Source organism: Marinomonas polaris DSM 16579, from assembly GCF_900129155.1.
Lineage (GTDB): Bacteria > Pseudomonadota > Gammaproteobacteria > Pseudomonadales > Marinomonadaceae > Marinomonas > Marinomonas polaris.
In genome coordinates this window covers 46,290-66,598 of record NZ_FQVF01000014.1, presented here as the reverse complement: position 1 = coordinate 66,598, position 20,309 = coordinate 46,290, and the positions used below count along the sequence as shown (strand labels likewise).

At 41.6% G+C, this 20,309-nt stretch carries 18 protein-coding genes and 1 pseudogene; 11 read left to right on the top strand and 8 right to left on the bottom strand.

The features are described from left to right. Positions 1-36: 36 nt before the first annotated feature. Positions 37-1,149, bottom strand: coding sequence for a choline metabolism transcriptional regulator GbdR (gene gbdR / locus BUA59_RS15125; protein ID WP_072840532.1), 1,113 nt, complete (start codon positions 1,147-1,149; stop codon positions 37-39). 255 nt (positions 1,150-1,404) lie between these two features. Beyond that, complete coding sequence (locus tag BUA59_RS15120; protein ID WP_281251022.1) at positions 1,405-2,529, bottom strand: FAD-binding oxidoreductase; 1,125 nt, start codon at positions 2,527-2,529, stop codon at positions 1,405-1,407. A gap of 318 nt (positions 2,530-2,847) precedes the next feature. Here BUA59_RS15120 and BUA59_RS15115 point away from each other — a divergent pair, with 318 nt between their 5' ends. Further along, entirely contained in the window at positions 2,848-4,122 is a 1,275-nt protein-coding gene (locus BUA59_RS15115) for an aromatic ring-hydroxylating oxygenase subunit alpha (RefSeq protein WP_072840531.1), read from the top strand. A gap of 100 nt (positions 4,123-4,222) precedes the next feature. Here the strand turns inward: BUA59_RS15115 and BUA59_RS15110 are convergent, their stop codons facing one another. Further along, positions 4,223-5,128, bottom strand: a complete 906-nt coding sequence (locus BUA59_RS15110; protein WP_072840601.1) for a LysR family transcriptional regulator — start codon at positions 5,126-5,128, stop codon at positions 4,223-4,225. Positions 5,129-5,257: 129 nt separating this feature from the next. On the opposite strand from BUA59_RS15110, the gene BUA59_RS15105 reads away from it, so the two are divergent. The 9 genes from BUA59_RS15105 (at position 5,258) to BUA59_RS15065 (ending at position 13,992) form a co-directional block, all read left to right on the top strand. Beyond that, positions 5,258-6,244, top strand: coding sequence for a 2Fe-2S iron-sulfur cluster-binding protein (locus BUA59_RS15105; protein ID WP_072840530.1), 987 nt, complete (start codon positions 5,258-5,260; stop codon positions 6,242-6,244). A 107-nt stretch (positions 6,245-6,351) separates the two neighbouring features. After that, on the top strand, positions 6,352-7,608 hold the full coding sequence (locus tag BUA59_RS15100) for an aromatic ring-hydroxylating dioxygenase subunit alpha (RefSeq protein ID WP_072840529.1): 1,257 nt from the start codon (positions 6,352-6,354) through the stop codon (positions 7,606-7,608). A gap of 2 nt (positions 7,609-7,610) precedes the next feature. Beyond that, positions 7,611-8,099: an aromatic-ring-hydroxylating dioxygenase subunit beta gene (locus tag BUA59_RS15095; RefSeq protein ID WP_072840528.1), complete on the top strand. Its 489-nt coding sequence runs from the start codon at positions 7,611-7,613 to the stop codon at positions 8,097-8,099. 35 nt (positions 8,100-8,134) lie between these two features. Beyond that, complete coding sequence (locus tag BUA59_RS15090) at positions 8,135-8,449, top strand: non-heme iron oxygenase ferredoxin subunit (protein ID WP_072840527.1); 315 nt, start codon at positions 8,135-8,137, stop codon at positions 8,447-8,449. Positions 8,450-8,538: 89 nt separating this feature from the next. Beyond that, positions 8,539-9,501, top strand: a complete 963-nt coding sequence (locus tag BUA59_RS15085; protein ID WP_072840526.1) for a TAXI family TRAP transporter solute-binding subunit — start codon at positions 8,539-8,541, stop codon at positions 9,499-9,501. Positions 9,502-9,556: 55 nt separating this feature from the next. Further along, positions 9,557-11,500, top strand: a complete 1,944-nt coding sequence (locus BUA59_RS15080; protein ID WP_072840525.1) for a TRAP transporter permease — start codon at positions 9,557-9,559, stop codon at positions 11,498-11,500. 9 nt (positions 11,501-11,509) lie between these two features. Beyond that, positions 11,510-12,151, top strand: a complete 642-nt coding sequence (maiA, locus tag BUA59_RS15075) for a maleylacetoacetate isomerase (RefSeq protein WP_072840524.1) — start codon at positions 11,510-11,512, stop codon at positions 12,149-12,151. Between the two features lie 60 nt (positions 12,152-12,211). Further along, positions 12,212-13,243 (top strand): cupin domain-containing protein, encoded by a 1,032-nt coding sequence (locus BUA59_RS15070; protein WP_072840523.1) that lies wholly within the window; start codon positions 12,212-12,214, stop codon positions 13,241-13,243. Between the two features lie 44 nt (positions 13,244-13,287). Then, a complete protein-coding gene (locus BUA59_RS15065; protein ID WP_072840522.1) occupies positions 13,288-13,992 on the top strand; it encodes a fumarylacetoacetate hydrolase family protein in 705 nt (234 codons plus the stop codon). A 66-nt stretch (positions 13,993-14,058) separates the two neighbouring features. Here BUA59_RS15065 and pssA read toward each other — a convergent pair whose 3' ends face one another. Next, complete coding sequence (gene pssA / locus BUA59_RS15060; protein WP_139248891.1) at positions 14,059-15,396, bottom strand: CDP-diacylglycerol--serine O-phosphatidyltransferase; 1,338 nt, start codon at positions 15,394-15,396, stop codon at positions 14,059-14,061. A gap of 283 nt (positions 15,397-15,679) precedes the next feature. On the opposite strand from pssA, the pseudogene BUA59_RS24165 reads away from it, so the two are divergent. Next, positions 15,680-15,861: pseudogene (locus BUA59_RS24165) on the top strand (IS5/IS1182 family transposase); the annotation flags it as partial. Positions 15,862-16,061: 200 nt separating this feature from the next. Here BUA59_RS24165 and BUA59_RS15050 read toward each other — a convergent pair. From BUA59_RS15050 to BUA59_RS15035, 4 genes are read right to left on the bottom strand one after another with little or no spacing between them, the layout of a single operon-like run. Then, entirely contained in the window at positions 16,062-17,156 is a 1,095-nt protein-coding gene (locus tag BUA59_RS15050) for an ABC transporter ATP-binding protein (RefSeq protein ID WP_072840519.1), read from the bottom strand. A 15-nt stretch (positions 17,157-17,171) separates the two neighbouring features. After that, complete coding sequence (locus BUA59_RS15045; protein ID WP_072840518.1) at positions 17,172-18,584, bottom strand: glycoside hydrolase family 32 protein; 1,413 nt, start codon at positions 18,582-18,584, stop codon at positions 17,172-17,174. 5 nt (positions 18,585-18,589) lie between these two features. After that, positions 18,590-19,414, bottom strand: a complete 825-nt coding sequence (locus tag BUA59_RS15040) for a carbohydrate ABC transporter permease (RefSeq protein WP_072840517.1) — start codon at positions 19,412-19,414, stop codon at positions 18,590-18,592. Between the two features lie 10 nt (positions 19,415-19,424). Next, positions 19,425-20,300: a carbohydrate ABC transporter permease gene (locus tag BUA59_RS15035; protein ID WP_072840516.1), complete on the bottom strand. Its 876-nt coding sequence runs from the start codon at positions 20,298-20,300 to the stop codon at positions 19,425-19,427. Positions 20,301-20,309 lie beyond the last annotated feature (9 nt).

The following is a 20,309-nucleotide window of genomic DNA, read 5'->3' as shown; positions in this document are numbered from 1 at the left end:
ATTAAGGCTCCTTTTCAATATGTTAAGTCAGTAAACCTAAACAGCAACAGATCCATAACTCGGTTCAGTATGCGAATGATTTAACGCATCATGGGCATGAGGAATATAGACAATCGCATCATCTTTTTCGATTTTAAGCGACTCAGACGCCTCACCTTTCCAGGCAATTTTTCGTTCATCACGAGGCGATACGCCAATGTGTTTTCGATAACAGCGACTAAAATGCGGTGTCGAGATAAAGCCACACGCCATGGAGATTTCTACAATCGACATATTCGATTGTTTTAATAATTTACGCGCTCGTTCGAGTCTCAGGCGTAAATAAAAGCGTGACGGAGAACAATCTAAATGGCGATGAAACATGCGCTCAATTTGACGACGAGATACGTCAACAAAAGTCGCCAATTCATCTAGCTCAATGGGTTCTTCCAAGTTGTTTTCCATTAACTCGATCACATCCACCAGCTTCGGCGTGCAAACACCTGCACTATTAAACTGACGCATTGGCATACGCTGCTGATCGGATTCATTACGAATACGATCACAAATAAACATATCGGAGATCGCATTAGATAATTTAGGACCATGCTGCTTGGTCATCATGTTTAAAAACATGTCCATTGGTGCACTGCCACCAGATGACGTCAGACGATCTTTATCGATGGAGAACAGCTTGTTATTACAGTTAACTTTGGGGAAGGTTTCTTGTAGAGCAGTTAAACACTCCCAATGCACGCTACACTGATAGCCATTTAACAAGCCAGCATAAGCAAGCACGTAAGCGCCAGTACAAATACCACCAAGCTGGACACCTTTACGCGATTGTTTCATTAACCAAGAAACCTGCTTCGCGGTAAAAGTACGAGTAATATCGATACCACCAGCAACAATAATGAGGTCAAACTCCGTACTGTCTTCAATCGACATATCAGGTGTCAAACTCAAGCCGTCACTGGCGGTAACCGGCTGGCCATTTTCAGAAATCAAACTCCAACTATAGAGTTCTTCTGCCGATAACTGATTCGCCATACGCAGCGGTTCAATAGAAGAGGCAAGCGCGATCATCGTAAAATGATCGAGCAATAGAAAACCTACTTTAGTTGTGCTTCTTGCATCAAAAGCGAGCGTAGCGTTATTTGCCATTACCATATTAGTGTCCTCATATGTGTGCTTCACTTACACAGGCAAAATCCAGACCATGTTTAAACGAGCACTTTTTTATTTTTTAAGGAAATACAAAATCCAAGGTATCACATTGTATATTCACACAATGCCTATCGACTCTAGAGAGTAAATCATCCTAACCCTCAATAAAGACCAATACGTAGAACATAACACCATGCACTAATATAGAACAAGATCGCGCTTTTATTGAACGCTTATTTAATAAAAAATCGCCTATCTCTAATATTCCACAACCACGTTTGATTTAGGCACCGTACAACAAGACAAAACATAACCTGCTTCAATATCATCGTCGGTAATCCCGCCATTATGATCCATCTGGGTTTCGCCCTCTTTCACCAAAACTTTACAAGTTCCGCAAATCCCCATACCACAGGCTTTCGGGATCATGAGATCCAGTTTTGCCGCAGCATTATGCAAGGTTTCCCCCGCAAGAACCTGAATGCTCTTACCACTGCCCATAAACTCAACGCGCAATAAGTCCTCTTGATTAACTGCATCGGCTTCCGCCTGAGCCACTTCTGCTTGCTCAATAGCGTCTTCTACTACGTCGGCTGGCGTCGCGCCAAAAGATTCTTCATGATAGTGCGACATATCAAAGCCACGATCGAGAAGCAGCGCACGAATCGCTTTCATATAAGGCGCAGGGCCACAGCAGTAAATCTCTCGCTCCATAAAGTCAGGAGAAATCATGTCTAGTTTTGAAGCATCCAAATAGCCTCGATATCCTTGCCAAGGCAGACCGTTCTCCATGCGCTCAACAATCAAATACAAACCAAAATTGTCTAATCGCGCCGCCATGTGATCTAGCTCACGGGAATAAATCACATCCCTTGGCGAACGCGCGCTGTGAATAAAAGTAATATCCACATCTGCATTAGTATCAAACCACCAGCGCGCCATGGACATGACAGGCGTAATCCCAACACCACCAGACAGTAACAAGACTTTCTCAGCGGGAAAGTCGATGCAATTGAACTGACCGACAGGACCATGTACTGCCAGTTCAGAACCGACCGACATATTCTCATGTAGCCAATTCGACACCTCACCACCAGGTACACGCTTTACCGTAATCGAAAAGCTATAAGGTACAGAAGGCGAGCTCGAAATCGTGTAAGAGCGCATCACCTGCTTGCCTTCGATCTCCAACTCTAGAGTGACAAATTGTCCCGGTTTAAAAAAGAACATAACCGGTTGCTGCGCCATAAAGCAAAACGTGCGCACATCCCATGTTTCATGAATCACCTTCACACAACGAACATTGTGACGTCCATTTACCCAAGTCTGAGTATTTACAGGTGCTAAATAATCAGCGTTCACTATAGTAGAAGAGTTGGTCATATTGAAATCTCTTAATTAAATTCACACACCTAAAGTAAAGTGCCTGAAGTTGAGTATCTACTCGTTGACTTACAAAGAGCGGCACCGTTTTGAGCCATTCTGGGTCCTGTTGATCAATGCAAGTTAACTCTGCGCGACAATTAGTTGCTCAGGGCAGCCAAGGCTAGATCAAGACTAGGTACCTCAAGCTATTGCGAGTCGATTTATGTATCAACTCTTGTCGTTAATGGTCATTTCTTTCCCTATTGATTAAGCGACTATAGCCTCGTAGTCAAAAGACGCATTCCATCAATCTTTTTGTCATTAAGGCCCAGAAAGATGAATCAACACGACCTACTGAATGTACGCCATGCTTCCTTAGATGAAGCCAAAACAGCCATGACAGACTTGCTAGAAAAACGTCCTAGCAACTATTCACTCGACGCACAGCTTTATAACGACCCACACATGTTCAGAATCGACATGGAAGAAGTCTTTCAAAAAGAATGGCTATTTGTGGGCATGACTAGTGAGATCCCAAAAAAAGGCGACTATATAACCGTCGAAATTGGACAAAACCCAGTGTTGATTCTGCGTGACGGCGAGGGCAACGTGAACGCCTTCCACAACACTTGTAGACACCGCGGCTCAATACTTTGCACCGAACACAGAGGCAAGGTTGCCAACCTCGTTTGTCCTTATCACCAATGGACTTATGATCTAAAAGGCAACTTACTGTTTGCTGGCACAGAAATGAATAAAGAGTTCGATTTGAAGCAACACGGCCTAAAATCGGCGTTTTGCAAAACAGGCGGTGGCTTCATCTTTGTTTGCCTAGGTAAAACTGAACCAACCGACGAATTTGACGAATTCTTAGCAACGCTAGACGAATACATGGAGCCCTACGACGTGGAAAACACCAAATTAGCGGTCGAATCCACCATGTATGAACGCGCTAACTGGAAATTGGTACTCGAAAACAACCGCGAGTGTTACCACTGTGCCGGTAGTCACCCAGAGTTACTTCAAACATTATTAGAATGGGATGACACCGAAGATCCTCGCGCACCACAAGACTTTCACGATCATTACAATGCTCAAGCTGCACAATGGGATAAAGAAGGCATTCCTCACAAGCTAAAAAGCTTTGGTGAAGTGCAACGTAACCGCATCGTGCGGATGCCGCTCAAAAAAGGAACAAAAGTAATGACCATAGACGGCTCTTCCGCTTGCTCGTTACCACTTGGAAGAATTCAAAACCGCGAACTTGGTTCCATGCGTATTTTGCATTTACCAAACTCGTGGAACCACATGCAGTCAGACCACTTTATTGTGTTCCGCGTATTACCTGTTTCGGCCCAAGAAAGCATCGTCACCACCAAATGGTTCGTCCATAAAGACGCCGTAGAAGGCATAGATTACGAGACAGATACCCTACGCAAAGTGTGGGATGCCACCAACGAACAAGACAAAGTTCTCGGCGAGCGCAACCAGTTAGGGATCAACTCGATTGGTTACCAACCTGGTCCTTACTCAGAAACCTATGAATTTGGTGTTATCAACTTTTTAGACTGGTACTCATCCACTATGCAGAAAAATCTAAAAGCCAAGTAATTAGAACATGTTCAAATAGCCCAAATCTTTTTCTAGTCCCTCTAGAAAAACAAAAAGCGAATCGTTTGATTCGCTTTTTGCTTTTTGCTTTTTTATAAAATTATTCTGAAAACAATTCAAAAATCAGATTACGAAACCAAATGTTGCCTGTATCTTGGTGATAGCGACGATGCCAGAACATATTAATCTGTGCTGGAGGAATATCAACTGGGTGCGGCTTAACGATCAACCCAAGATTTTCGGCTGTTTGTAAGGCAAGTTTCTCGGTCACTGTAGCAATTAGATCTGTTTTCGCAACAATGTACGGAGCAGAAATAAAGTGCGGTAACTTCAATTTACTGACTCGCAAAATACCACTTTTAGCCAATAACTTTTCTACTCGCCCATGCCCTGTATCTTGAGCTTCTATAATAATATGTTCCGATTCTGAAAAGCTTTCTAAAGTAAGAGTCTCTTCTGCATAGGGATGCCCTTTACGCATCAAACAAACATAATCTTGGTCAAATAGTCTTCGTTGATAAAAACCCGCTTCTAACTGAGGCAAAAGCCCAATCGCAAGATCCACACTTCCTGTTTCTAATTCCTCTTTAAGTGATTGCCCTTGATCTCTTACAGTACTGACCGAAATATTAGGTGCATGTTCAGCAAGATACGCCATCAATCTTGGCAACATATAAATCTCGCCTAAATCCGTCATATTAATGCAAAAGGATCGATCACTCGAAAGCGGATCAAAACGTTCCTGATAATTTAAGCCGTCTTGTAATGTGCTTAACGCATAGCCAACAGACTCCGCAATACTGTCGGCAAATGGTGTGGGCCTCATACCACGTGCCGTTCGTTCAAACAGCTCATCATTTAACGCCAACCTTAATCTGGCTAGGGCATTACTTACTGCAGGCTGAGTTAATCCAAGCTGTTCTGCCACTAGCCCAGTCTTACGTTCTCGATACATTAGTTGAAAAACAACCAACAGGTTTAAATCAATATCTTGCAGGCGAATCATGTTAGAGATCTCACTGTCGTGAATATACATTATTAGGATTATTTTATATCTGAATATCTCTACAACTTCTATAGTCCGTTTATGCAAAAGCATCGCACATAAATCAAACAATAATAAGTAAGAGCGAAGATGGAAATTTTAATTAAGCCTACCAATAAAACGATAACAGCTACTCAAGGCAGCACATTGCTAGAAGCGTTTTTGGAAAATCAGATTCCTATTTCCTATAGTTGCTTATCTGGCCGTTGTGGTACCTGCCGCTGCAAAGTAATTGAAGGTACTGTAAGCGGACCATCCGCTGCAGAAGGCCGTTTGGCTCAACATGGTCAATTTGTTTTAGCCTGCCAAAGCCGTATTGAAACCGATTCAATCATTGAGATACCTGAGCCAGATGAAATCATTACGCACCCAACCAAAACAGTAAAAGCCCAAATTGTTGCTTACGATGTGTTATCCAATGACGTTCGTAGCCTTAAGCTCAAAATCAACAAAGGCTTCGACTATTCTCCAGGACAATTTGCTAGCCTCACTTTCTGGCGTGAAGACGGAACCCGCTCTTACTCAATGGCAGGGGTTACAGAAGACGATTTACTAGAATTTCATATACGTCTTGTTCCCAATGGCCGAGTCACATCAAAACTAGATGAACACATCGAAATTGGTGCATCGATCAAACTCAATGGCCCTCTTGGCGCCTCTTACCTAAGACGTAAAAATAACGACCCTATGCTGTGTGTCGCAACTGGAACAGGGCTTGCTCCCATTCTTTCAATTGTTCGTGGTGCATTAGAATCTGGTATGAAAAACGACATTCATTTGGTATTTGGAGCCCGCACGGAAGAAGATTTATACGGCTTGGACTATTTGAATTGCTTGGCTACTGAATACTCAAATTTCCAATACTTAATCGCTTTAGATCATACCAAACCCAATAGCACCTCTTTCCGTGGTTTGGTGACTGATGCCATCGCAGCTCATTTTCCCGAACTTAAAAACTGGCGAATCTACTTAGCTGGTGCTCCCGCCATGGTAGAAGCTGCGTCCTTGGCGTGCACTAAGCGCGGTGCAGACATCGAGCGGATATACGCCGATGCATTTTACCCGAGTGGGGTATAAGCCAGTATTTCTAATTTTTGAATCCAAATAATGCCTTTACAGAAAACCAGTCATTTCTTTAAAGGACAAAATCCAACCCACAATAAAGACAAAAAAGGGTGAACAAAATGAGTCAGGAAAATCGCATTCCAATGACGCCAATTTGGGACCATGAAGACACGAGTCGAATTCCATTTTGGGCTTACACAAACGAAGACATACACAAGCAAGAACTTGAAAAGCTCTTCTACAAGAATCATTGGTGCTATGTAGGATTAGAAGCAGAAATCCCACAACCAGGCGATTTCAAACGTACCGTGATTGGTGAACGCTCAGTCATTATGGTACGCCATGAAGATAACAGCATTTATGTGGTAGAAAACGTCTGCGCCCACCGCGGCATGCGTTTTTGCCGTGAAAAGCATGGCAACACTAAAAGCTTCACCTGCCCCTATCATCAGTGGAATTACGACCTAGAAGGCAATCTTCAAGGTGTTCCTTTTCGTCGTGGCGTCAAGCAAGACGGCAAAGTAAAAGGCGGCATGTCAAAAGACTTTAAAACCTCCGATCACGGGCTAACCAAATTATTAGTAGCAGAACGTGGTGGTGTGGTATTCGCCAGTTTTGATCATGATGTGGAATCTTTCGAAGCCTTCCTTGGTCCTACTATGTTGTCTTATTTTGACCGCATGTTTAATGGTCGAAAACTCACTTTATTGGGTTACAACAAACAACGCATTCCAGGTAACTGGAAACTCATGCAAGAAAATATCAAAGATCCTTATCATCCTGGCTTATTGCATACTTGGTTTGTCACTTTTGGCTTATGGCGTGCAGATAATCGCTCAGAACTCAAAATGGATGAACATTTTCGTCATGCGGCAATGATTTCAACTCGCGGTTCAGGTGGTAAAGACACCCAAACCACCAATGTCTCTAGTTTTAAAGAGTCCATGCAACTCAATGATCCGAGCTTCCTGGATGTTGAAGTGGAGCCATGGTGGGACGGTCCTACAGCAGTAATGATGACCCTATTCCCTAGTGTCATTCTGCAACAACAAGTTAACAGTGTCAGTACGCGCCACATTCAACCCAATGGGCATGGCTCGTTCGATTTTGTCTGGACGCATTTCGGTTATGAAGACGACACTCCAGAAATGACTGAACGCCGTTTACGTCAAGCTAATTTATTTGGCCCAGCAGGTTTTGTTTCGGCCGATGACGGTGAGGTTATTGAATTTTCCCAGCAGGGTTTTGAACAAAAACCCTTCCATAGGTCACTTGCAGAACTTGGCGGTAAAGACATAGAAGAAACCGATCACATGGTCTCTGAAACCTTAATCCGAGGCATGTATGCCTACTGGCGCAAAGTGATGGGAGTATAGCCATGAAAACAACGCTAATAACAACTGAAAACTATCTAAAGCTGACTCAGTTCTATCAAACCTACGCCGCCGTAGTGGATCAAGCTAATTGGACTGCATGGCTCGATATGTTCGCAGAGGATTGTGTCTACAAGGTTCAAGCTCGTGAAAACTATGACAGAAACTTGCCAATGGCAGCGCTTTCGCTAACCAGTAAAGGCATGCTGAAAGACCGTATTTATGGCATCACGGAAACAATATTTCACGACCCTTACCATCAATTGCATATGGTGTCATCACCATTAATTCTCAGTGAATCTGATAAAGGTGTTATTGAATCACAAGCAAATTACACCGTTTTCCGAACCAAAAATGATGGTATTGCAGAAGTCTACAACGTAGGTCGTTATCTCGATCGCTTGCGGATAACAGATGATGGTATTCAGATTGAATCCCGCCTCTGTATTTTTGATAACGAGATGATCCTCAACTCGTTAATTTACCCCATCTAACCCACTTAAAAACATAAGGATAAGTCGAGGTCCCTATGAGCGAAAATTGGATAAATACGATCAGTATTAACGATATTCCCGAAGATGACGTTATTGGTATCACTGTAAATGGCCACCAGATAGCACTTTATAAAGTAGAAGATGAAATCTTCGCTACAGACAATATCTGCACACATGGGCATGCCTTGTTAAGCGATGGTTTCTTGGAAGATGGGGAAATTGAATGCCCTCTTCATCAAGGACGGTTCTGTATAAAAAGCGGTAAAGCCATGAGCGAACCGCTAACAGAAGACATTAAAACCTATGTAACTCGAACGGAAAACGGGCAGGTTTTCCTAAGATTTAGTTAACGATATTCACTGTCTGATGCTTATAACATCTGCTGTGATATCACTGGCAAACCAGCAAACAATAAATATAAATAATCTGGAGAGAAACAATGAAAAAATCACTATTAGCAGTTCTTACGACTTGCTCAATCACGCTGCTATCAGCCAATACCTCTGCACAAATTTTGTCTATTGCGTCACCGCCACAAGGTTCTGTTTGGAACACGATGAGTAATGGCATAGCCAATGTAGGCAGATCCAAAGAAAACATTAATTTAGTGGTTCAGCCCTATAGCGGCAACCGCGCCATGATGGATGCGGTAAATCAAGGCTTGGCCGAGTTTGCCATTAATGATGTAAACGATGCCATAGTGGCTGCCCAAGGCGAAGCAGATTACAAGGGTAAAAAACGCGACCACTTAAGAATTGCCCTACGAATCAGCCCTCAACCTATTGGCATTTTTGTCCGTAAAGACGCGGGCATAAATACGATTGCAGATTTAAAAGGTAAACGGGTTGCATCAGGTTGGAATGCTTTTCCAATTGGTCGTCCTCACATGGAGGCCATGTTGGCAACTGGCGGCTTAACTTGGGACGATGTTCAACAAGTTCCTGTTCCTGACTTGATTCGCGCTGCAGATAATCTTTCAGCCAATCGTTTAGACGCTACTTATTTTGCTGTAGGTGGCCCCAAAGTGGCAGAAGTTGATGCGTCTGTTGGTGGCGTCACCTTTCTTCCTGTAAACGCGGATCAAGCTGCGCTCGACGCAGTACTAAAAATACGCCCAGCTTTTTATTTTTCAGAAATTAAACCTGCACCGCATCTAGTTGGCATCGACAAAACCATAAACATGCTGACATGGGATAACGTCTTAGTCGTCAATGACAAAGTCTCTGATGAGCAAGTCTACCAAATGGTAAAAGCCATTTTGGAAAACAAAGACGCCTTGGTACAGCTTTACCCAGGCTTTAAAACATTAGCTATTAATACACCAAACAAAAACTATCCCGGAATTCAATACCACCCAGGTGCGATTCGTTACTTCAAAGAAAAAGGCCTTTGGCAGGAGTAATACCTCTCTTTTTAACCACCAGTACTCTTATTTACTTCAGTAAAAGGTGCTTTAAATGAACACGGAATCATCAACTCAAGAAGTTGTTATTCACGAGCCTACGATGATATCAGTATTAAGAAATGGCTTAGGGGTGTTAATCGCCCTCGCCGCCATTGCTTTTGCCGCTGATCTTTTCAGCCGCTTAGGAATTGCAATTTATACTGAGCAATATCTAGCGGTGATCTTGGGGATCAGCTTAGCGCTGGTCTTTCTAAAACCCCAAAGTAGCCAATTAAAACGCAGCCTAAATGGTCTGCTTGCGCTACTCGGTTTGATCACCAGTCTATATTTAGCTGTGCAATATCCTGATCTTGTTGAGCGACAACTCGATCTTCCTTTAGATGCCTTAGCAGTTTCCGCCATACTATTTGTTCTGGTATTGGAAGGATTAAGACGAGTAGTTGGGCTCACCTTAGTCATTGTCGTCATGCTATTTATGGTATTCGCCCTACTAGGCAGCCATCTTTCAGGCCCTCTACAAACACGTGACATTGACCTAGATAGACTCTTCGTTTATCTCGGTGTCGATACTAACGGTATGTTGGGATTAACCCTTAACGTAGCGGCCACCATTGTTATTGGCTTTATTTTATTCGGGCAGCTGTTACTTCGTTCTGGTGGAGCTGACTTTTTCAATGATATTGCTTTAGCTCTAATGGGTCGAAGCAAAGGTGGTTCAGGCAAAATCGCCACTATCGCTTCAGCGTTATTTGGCTCCATTTCCGGCGTCGTTGTATCGAATATTGTGGCTACAGGTGTCGTCACTATTCGTATGATGAAAAAAGGTGGATTCAAACCTCACACGGCAGCCGCCATTGAAACTGTTGCATCAACGGGTGGGCAAATTATGCCTCCTGTAATGGGTGCTGTGGCTTTCTTGATGGCAGAATTCCTGCAAATTGGTTATAGCGAGGTGGTCATTGCCGCTTTGGTACCTGCCATTCTTTACTATGCAGCACTGTATATCCAAGTAGATTTAGAAGCGGCAAAAGAACAAATCAAACCGATTGATCCTGCACTTATTCCCTCTAAAAGAAAGGTTCTACAACAAGGTTGGATTTTTATCATTCCTTTCGCTGCCGTTATTTTAGCTCTCTTTAGCTTTAACCAACGTCCGGAAACGGCCGCACTTTGGGGTGCTCTTGGCGCACTAATTGTTGGTGTATTAAAAGGTTATAAGGGCAAACGCATGGACGCTAAAGACATCTTGGGCAGCCTAGAAGAAACTGGGCATTCTATTGTCGATATCATCATGATTGGTGCCGCTGCAGGGTTCATTATCGGCATACTAAATATCACTGGCTTAGGCTTCGGATTAACCTATTTCTTGGTCGAATTAGGCCAAGGCAATCTATTCCTCTTACTGGTCATTTCTGCCGTGGTTTGCATCGTACTCGGTATGGGAATGCCAACCGTCGGCGTGTATTTATTGCTCGCTGTTTTAGTCGCGCCCTCATTAATTCAAGTTGGTGTAGAACCTATTGCAGCACATCTGTTCATCTTCTATCTGGGCATGATGTCCATGGTGACACCGCCGATAGCCATTGGCGCCTTCTTTGCTGCCAGCATTGCCAAGGCAAATCCAATGAAAACAGCATTGACCTCAATGAGACTCGGTTGGACGGCATACATTATCCCATTCTTGTTTGTCACAACGCCGTCACTCTTATTAATCGGAGAGACATCACAAATTGTCATTACAGTGATGAGCGCACTGATCGGTGTTTGGGCTGTATCGGTAGGCTTTGCGGGTTACTTCAAAAATAAACTAAACCTCGTATTTCGATTTGGTTTTGTCATCGCGGGAGGCTTATTTTTACTGCCAAATTTACAAGGCGGTGATACGCCAATTGCTCCAAAGGTGGCAGGTCTGGCTCTATTAGCTACTCTACTTTGCGCAACTCTTCTCGTTAATAAAGCAACGTCTCAGGCGTCATCTAAACAGACTCAATCTTAGGAAGCAGCTATGTATTTATATAATTTTTTCAACAGTTCGACCTCCTATCGAGTTCGTATCGCTTTAGCCCTAAAGGGACTAGATTATCAGCACCATGGAATAAACATCCGCATTGGTGAGCAATCCAGCATGGATTACATGCGTATAAATCCATCAAAAGGTGTACCTGTGCTCATTACCGATGATGAGCAAACGCTCAGCCAATCCATGGCTATCATCGACTATTTGGATAAAACCCATCCTATTCCAAGACTTATTCCCGCAGACAACATGGATCGAAGCCGAGTACTAGAGCTAGCCAATGTCATTGCCTGTGATATGCATCCAGTCAACAACCTACGCATTCTAGGGTATTTGAAAAAAGAATTTGGCATTAGTGACGAACAAAAAAATGACTGGTACCAACATTGGATTAATGAAGGCTTTACTGCAGTAGAAACACTACTAACGAGACATGGTCACGGTTCTTATTGTTTTGGAGAACAACCAACTCTAGCCGATTGCTGTCTGGTCCCACAAGTCGCTAATGCTTTGCGCTTCGGTTGTGATCTATCGACTTTCCCTAAAGTATTAGCTGTATATGAGCATTGCCAGCAGCAGCCTGCTTTTCAACAAGCTGCACCGGATCAACAACCCGATTACATGAATTAAAGAGCATGAATTAAACAACATTATCGAAACACCGACACATCCAAATACGAGGAGAGTCATATGCAATCATTAGGAACTTTAGAGGATTTACCTCAATCCTATCGCGACAAATTAACAGAATTGAATTTGGTGCCATTGTGGCCAAATATGCGAGCAGTTTTGCCCCATAAAGTCCCAAGTCGTAAAACACAAACGCTAAATTGGCGTTTTGATAAGCTTCGTCCCTTGTTGATTGAAGCTGGTGATTTAACGCCAATAGAAAAAGCTGAGCGTCGAGTGTTGGTATTGGCTAATCCAGGCCACGGGCTCGCTAACATGCAAGCTACTCCGAGTATTTACATGGGCCTGCAATTGATTTTGCCTGGTGAAACCGCTCCCAACCATCGTCACACTCCGAATGCGGTACGCATTATTATCGAGGGAAAAGGAGCGACGACGATTGTCGATGGCGAACCTTGCATTATGGAAAGGGGAGATTTAATCCTGACACCATCAGGCAAATGGCATCAGCATCAGCATGATGGAGGCACTGCTATTGTTTGGTTGGATATTTTAGATTTACCCCTGATGTATCAATTAGAAAGCTCTTGGGCAATCGAGGGAAAACCTCAAACTACAACCTTAGAACGAGACAAATCATTTGCTGAATACAGTGCCGCTGGAGTAGTACCTGAATTTGACTTCCAGCGAGCAAGTGTAGACTCCCCTATGTTGCGATATCCATGGACAAAAACCCGCGCTTGTCTTCTGGAAATGGCACAACACTATGGTGATAGACCGTTACGTATTACTTATGTGAATCCTGAAACAGGCTCCAGTTTATTCCCGAGTATTGGATTCGGAGCTATGATGTTACGTCCTGGGGAAACCTTACCAATACCCAAACGCACCACAGCATGCGTTTTTCATATTGTAGAAGGCCAAGGCTCACTAAAAGTCGATACCAATGACTCTATCCATTGGACAGAAAAAGACACCCTTAGCGCTCCTGGTTACACAGAAATAACCATAAGCAATGCCTCTACCACCGAACCAGCTTTCATCATTACCGCTGACGAAGCTCCTCTTCATCGTTATCTTGGTATTTTTTAATCGGTTTATTCTGCCTCCATTGTATTTAATAAAAGGACAAAATCATGACGAACAAACTTGCGTTTCCTGCCAAAAAACCCGTTTTAGCTAAAATTGCTGATTCAGACAATCTATTTCCAATACATCGGATTTTTTGTGTTGGCCGCAATTACCACGCCCATGCAGCAGAAATGGGCGTCGCTGTTGATAAAACCACGCAGGAACCTTTTTACTTTATCAAGGATGCCAGTACTTACGTGTCCAGTGGTTCAAGCATCAACTATCCACCACAAACTGCCAACTATCATTATGAAATGGAATTTGTTGTTGCCATTGGCAAGGAAGGTTTTAACGTCACTGAAGAACAAGCGGAAGACATCATCTTCGGCTACGCCTGTGGACTAGACATGACACGTCGTGACCTACAATTAAAAGCCCGTGAAACCGGTCGACCATGGGATTTAGGTAAAGACTTCGAAGAATCCGCCATACTGGCCCCTATAATTCCGATTAAAAAAACGGGCTTCATTACCCAAGGTAAAATAGAGCTAGCAGTCAATGGTAAGACAAAACAAGCCTCGGATATCAACCTTTTGATTTGGAACGTGCGTGAGATCATCGCTCATTTGTCTAAGTTCTATCACCTACAACCAGGTGATTTAATTTACACAGGCACACCAGACGGTGTCGGTCCCGTAGTACAAGGAGACAGAATCATCGGTGCTATCGAGGGAATTGGCTCTATACAGCTGGATATTAATCAGAATTAGATCAAATAAAAAAGGGTTGAAGCATACAGCTTCAACCCTTTAATTAAGAAAGAACACACTCAAAAACTACAAAATCCGCTTAAGTAATCTATCCGCCCGTGTTCGAATAACTTTTTTTAGCAGCCTTTGGATTTTCACTGGATAATCATGAATGGTTTCAAGCTGACTATAAGATGAGATTCGCTGCGTATACTTATGAATATTGTCAAACTCAGCAGTAAACTTAGCTAGCAAATGCTGATTTGGATCTTCAATCAATAAGCCGTTTTCCAAATCAAGCGCCCACGCTCTTGGGTTCACATTATTGCCTGTTAGCAACATGGTACGACGATCTACCCAAAGCCCTTTTAGGTGATAACTATTGTTGTCGTGCTTCCATAAATGAATCGACAAACCACCCGACGCAATATGGCTTTCATTGGCGCGAGCAAACTTACGCAAATTCATCTCGTACAAATACGGCAAACCACCAATTGCCTTAAAAGGCTGATCTGGCGCGATATAAAAGTCGTTGGCGGTTTTATCACCCACCACAACATGAACCTTCACGCCACGCTTAATAGCGCGCTTCACTTCTCTCAACACCACCTTAGGCAAGTTGAAATACGGCGTACAAAGCACGATCTCTTGTTTCGCATCCGCCAACAGCGCAGTGATTTTTTGGTTAAGCACATTGTGACGCTTACCCACGCCAACCATAGGCGTCACCGCCACCTGATGATCGCCTACCACTTGCTTTTCGCCACCATAAGATGACTTGCCAAGCGAAATTCTAAACTGTCGAATTGCTGATTTAAGCTCTTTCGTTGAAGGCAAATCCGTTTCAGCAAGATTATTCACCGCAGGATTTTGGATCATCTCTTTACGAATGAATCCCGCCATGCTGTCTGCCAACGATGGATTGTGAATAACATGGTAACGGTCAAATCGATAGCGATCCTGATAATGCAGATACACGTTGTTTAAACTCGCACCGCTGTAAATCACCGCATCGTCGATGATAAAACCTTTCAAATGCAAAACACCAAACACTTCACGATTACGAACCGGCACACCATAAACTGGGATGGCATGCTCATATTTCTCAGCATACGCCTGATACATAGCGGCGTTGCCTTTGGCTTTTTCTGCGCCGATCAAACCGCGCTGAGCACGATGCCAATCCACACAAATAACAATATCTAACTCAGGGTTACGTTGTTTGGCTTCATAAGCAGCCGTCAAAACCTCCCTGCCTGCTTCATCATTTTCAAGATAAAGCGCAACAAGATAAATTCTCGACGTAGCGTTATGGATCGCTTCTAATAAATATTCTCGAAAACTAAGGGCAGATTGCAGAACTTGGAATTGGTCAGGTTCAACTGCAAAAGTAGGCAATGAACCGAATAAATTTCTAATGAGCATAATACAGAGGTGCTACCTTATTTTTAACTAACGACAGACTGTAACAAATTCGCCGCTTTTTTCCTAAAAAATAATCTACACCCTAGGGAATATGCGATAAGTCAGCAGTATGAAATAGTTTTGCTTACTCACTCCTGTGAAGCCTTCTCTCCGAAAAGCATAGTCGTACGCTCTTTATAGGAGTAAACGAGTGACTTGTCTGACTCGGGCACTTACTTTAAGAAACGATCGACCGTTGATGCGACGATCATCGGAGCCGCTAGCTCAACCAAAAACCGGAACTGAGTACTTAAAAGCGAGCATCCGAGCGAAAGTTAAGTATATGTTTAGAATACTGAAATGCCTATTCGGCTTTAGAAAAGCAGTCTATAAAGGCTTATTTTAAAATGACAATAAACTTGCGGTCTTTTTGCTTTTAAAGATCTGCTACGACTTGACCAGCTGATGCGCTCTGCAACAGGTTAATCCGTAAAATGAAAGGGAATTTAGGTGCTAACGCCCTAAGTAAGCGTTCGATGTATTCTAAAACTACATTTTAGAATACATCGAACTGTATGAAATAGCTTATTGGAAAGCAACCAGGCTTGATCCCATGTTCCCTAACTACCTTGGTTTGCCTCAGAGAAAAAGAAGCAAATCACTTTCGCCATCTACTTCAAATAAAATTAATTTCTAGCAAGTTTAATTACATTACCTAAATGGTCAAAAACATGGCATCGTGAAGGACAAAAAGAGAAATCATATTCTTTATGACGTTCTAGCATATTCTCTGATTTTATTTCAATAATTAAGTCTTCACCATTTGCTTGACTTCCATGAACATAACTTGTCCCTCCAAGCAATTCGATAGCCTTTATTTTTAGCCTAATTTTGACTGAATATTTATTTCCTAACGCAATATGTTCAGGACGAATGCCGATTGATAGGGGATCATTTTTTAGTGTCGTATCCGTGTCCAGGGCAAAGTCAACATTTTCACCAGTCTTTGTTTTTAATGTAATATTCTTGCCTTCTTGTTTATGAAAAGAAGCAGCAATGAAATTCATTCTTGGTGAGCCTATAAAACCGCCAACAAATTGATTAACTGGATTATTATATAATTCCAGAGGAGAACCAACTTGCACGACTCTACCCTCTTTTAATACGACGATTTTATCGGCCATAGTCATTGCTTCAACTTGATCATGAGTAACATAGATCATTGTGCTTTTAAGTTGCTCATGCAATGCAGTAATTTCTAAACGCATCTTTACACGCAACTCGGCATCCAAATTTGATAACGGTTCATCAAATAAGAATACATCTGGATTACGAACAATAGAGCGGCCAATAGCAACACGCTGTCTTTGACCTCCAGATAATTGTGCGGGCTTACGCTCCATTAAATCATCTAATTGTAAAATTTTAGCCGCTTCATTAACTTTTCTTTCAATCTCACTTTTTTTCAAACCGGCAACTTTAAGACCGACACTCATATTTTGTCGAACTGTCATGTGTGGATACAGCGCATATGATTGAAACACCATAGATATACCACGCTTAGAAGGCTCTAAATCATTAACAACTCGGCCTCCTATATTAATTTCACCCTCTGTAACTTTTTCAAGCCCGGCAATTAATCTTAATAATGTAGATTTACCACAACCAGATGGACCAACAAAGACAACAAACTCACCATCTTTAATATCTAGATCAACATCATGAATGGTTTTAATGCCATCGAAAGATTTACTTATTCCACTTAATTTCAAATTTGACATATTATTACTCTTATATTATTTGGAATCTTCAGCGATAGATAAAAATTGACCAGAGCCAGTTATTTGAATTTTATTTTCGATTTTATCGGGGAAATACAGTTGAGTCATACTAAAGGTACCATCAGCGAAAAGAAGTTCAACAGCGCCTTTATCAACTATTATTTCAAGATCATTTTCAAACTTTTCATTAGTGATATTCGAGGTATAGTTATGAGGAAATTCATCTTCCATAACTTTATCTGAGCCTAGATAAAGACGATTATTAATAATAGAAATTGTTTTCGCATCAAGCCTCTTGAATATAAACTGAGGGCAGTCTTCTTCAAATAAATTGATTTCAATTTCCTCGCCTATTTCAAGCATTACTTTGCCCTTCACGCGAAAAACACCAACATTATCATTTGGCATTGTTTCATTTAAAAAATAAGACACCGATTCATAAAACGACTGTCTCAAAATATAATGGCCACTTTCATTAAGAATCAAACTAAATTCTCTAGGTAAAGTCATAATACCACGGAATGTTTTTGTTTCAGTTTGACGAGCATATCGCCAGTTACTCATCCAAGAAATAGCAATTCTTTTATTATCAGGTGCATTAAACCAACTTTGTGTAGCGTAATAATCTCGTCCATAGTCCATCCACAATACTTTGTCAGCAGGGCCATCGTTAGTAAATTTTTTACCATCGAAATCACCAATAAAATATTGCGTACCTGAGCCAGGGGCATAACAACCATCGCCGATACCGACAACCATTATCCATTTAGTCACGCCATTTTGCGCTGTCAATGGAAACAGATCAGGACATTCCCATGGTCCATTACTATGGTGCCCCTCTTCTGCTCCAAAGTCAGAGCTTAATTCCCAGTCGACCATATTTTTAGAGTAATAAATACCAATCGATTGTCCATGAGTAATCACCATCACCCAGTGCTTAGCTTGCTCAAACCAAAATACTTTCGGATCACGGAAACACTCTATTTTAGGATTATTTAAAATAGGGTTTTGCTCGTACTTTATCCAATTCAAACCCTGATCAACACTATAGGCTAAACACTGCGTCTGATAATCAGCCAACGAAGTATCTGAGCTCGGCAAGCTTGCAGTATAATAAGCCACCAAATTAGCCTCAGATTCTTTCTCAAAAAGACCACTTGTATTAGCTTTATCAACAATCGCTGATCCCGAAAACATATTACCTAATTCATCAGGAGCCAAAGCGATTGGGTAATGCTGCCAAGTTACCAAGTTTTGACTGACTGCATGCCCCCAGTGCATTGGCCCCCAAACAGTATCCATTGGATAATACTGGTAGAACATATGCCATTGACCCTCAGAGTAAACCAGACCATTGGGATCATTAAGCCAACCAAAGGCGGGAGAGAAATGTATCGCGGGTCTATATAAATCATTTTTACTTGACATTAAAATTAACCTTTAACAGATGAACCAGTAATACTAGCGATAAATTGACGCTGAATAATTAAAAAGAAGATAATGACAGGTATGGCCATGCAAACAGCAAATGCCATAACGTTACCCCATTGAGTTTGATTACTACCAAAGTATGCAGCCATAGCGACAGATAATGGACGAACTTCTGGACCACGAGTTACCATAATGGGCCATAGATAACTATTCCAAATACCTAGAAAATGTAAAATACAAACAGTGACACACACTGGTTTTGACAAAGGTAAAGCAATTTTCAGGTAGGTTTGAAATAGACTAAAACCATCTACCCTTGCTGCGTCAATGAGATCTTTTGGTATCTTGCTGAAAAATTGATAAAACAAGAATATAAAGAACGCATTTGCAAGTCCCGGTAGAATTTGTACTGTATAGGTATCAACAAGGTTGGCTTTACTTACCATTAATAACTGCGGTAAAACTAAACTTTCTCCGGGAATCGCTAGCACAGAAATAATTGCACCTAATATATACTTCCGGTATTTCCCCTCCCCCCATGCTAGCGAAAAAGCCGCACAAGAGTTAACCATCAATGATAAGGTTAATGATATTGAAGTAATAAAAAATGTATTAAATAGATAAAGACCAAAAGGATGATATGGATCTGACCAAACGGCACGATAGTTATCAAAAGAAAACACCTGAGGAATAAAACTTTTCCAAGACCCCATGTTCGACAAAATATCAGTATTAGATGGATTTAAACTAATTGTTACTGCCATCATTAATGGAATCAGAATAAACATAGACAGCATAAATGCTAAAAAGTACTTAAAATATTGCATTCTTCAATTCCTATTCATTTCTCATTAGACGACGTTGAAGTAAACCAAGTGAGGCAACTGTAATAAAAAATATGACGGATACAGCAGAGGCATAGCCAATTTTTTGAGATGAAAAACCATTACTAAACATATACTGAATAATGGTTGTGGTAGAACCATTTGGCCCACCTCCAGTTAAAATATTCACTTGAGTAAACAGGCTTAACGCTCCAATTGTGGTAATGATTACCACAAAGATATTGGTATTTCTCAAACCAGGAAAAGTGATATATCTAAACTGCTGCCATTTATTAAAACCATCAATCTCTGCTGCCTCATAACGATCTTTTGGAATCTCTTGTAAACCAGCTAAGTAGATTAACATTTGAAATGGAAACGAAGCCCAAATTGATAAAATAACAATGGATAACATTGCGATTGTTTCATCACCTAACCAATCGATGTAATCATAAGTGCCAGTTAACCATTGATAAATTCCATTTAATAATCCATCTGGCGTTTGAAAAATAGCAGCCCAAATTACAACAATAACGGTGATAGGGGTCAGTATTGGTAAAATAGTAATACCTCTAAAGACAGCAATAAACTTAAGTTTACTGTTTAATAAAATTGCAGACGCTAACGACAAACTCAATTGAATTGGAATAACAACAATAGCAAAATAAAGTGTATTTTTTACTGACATCCAAAACTCACTATCGGCCAGTATACGTTCGTAATTTCTTAACCCTATCCATTGTGTTGGAATCGGCCTCGGCATTAATCTCTCGTTAGTGAATGAAAAATACCCTGACAAGAAAAATGGAATAAAAATAAAAACAACCATTAATATAATCGCAGGCAATAGCATCCCCACTTCAGGTAAAAAGCGTTTATAACTTTTCATAATAGGTGT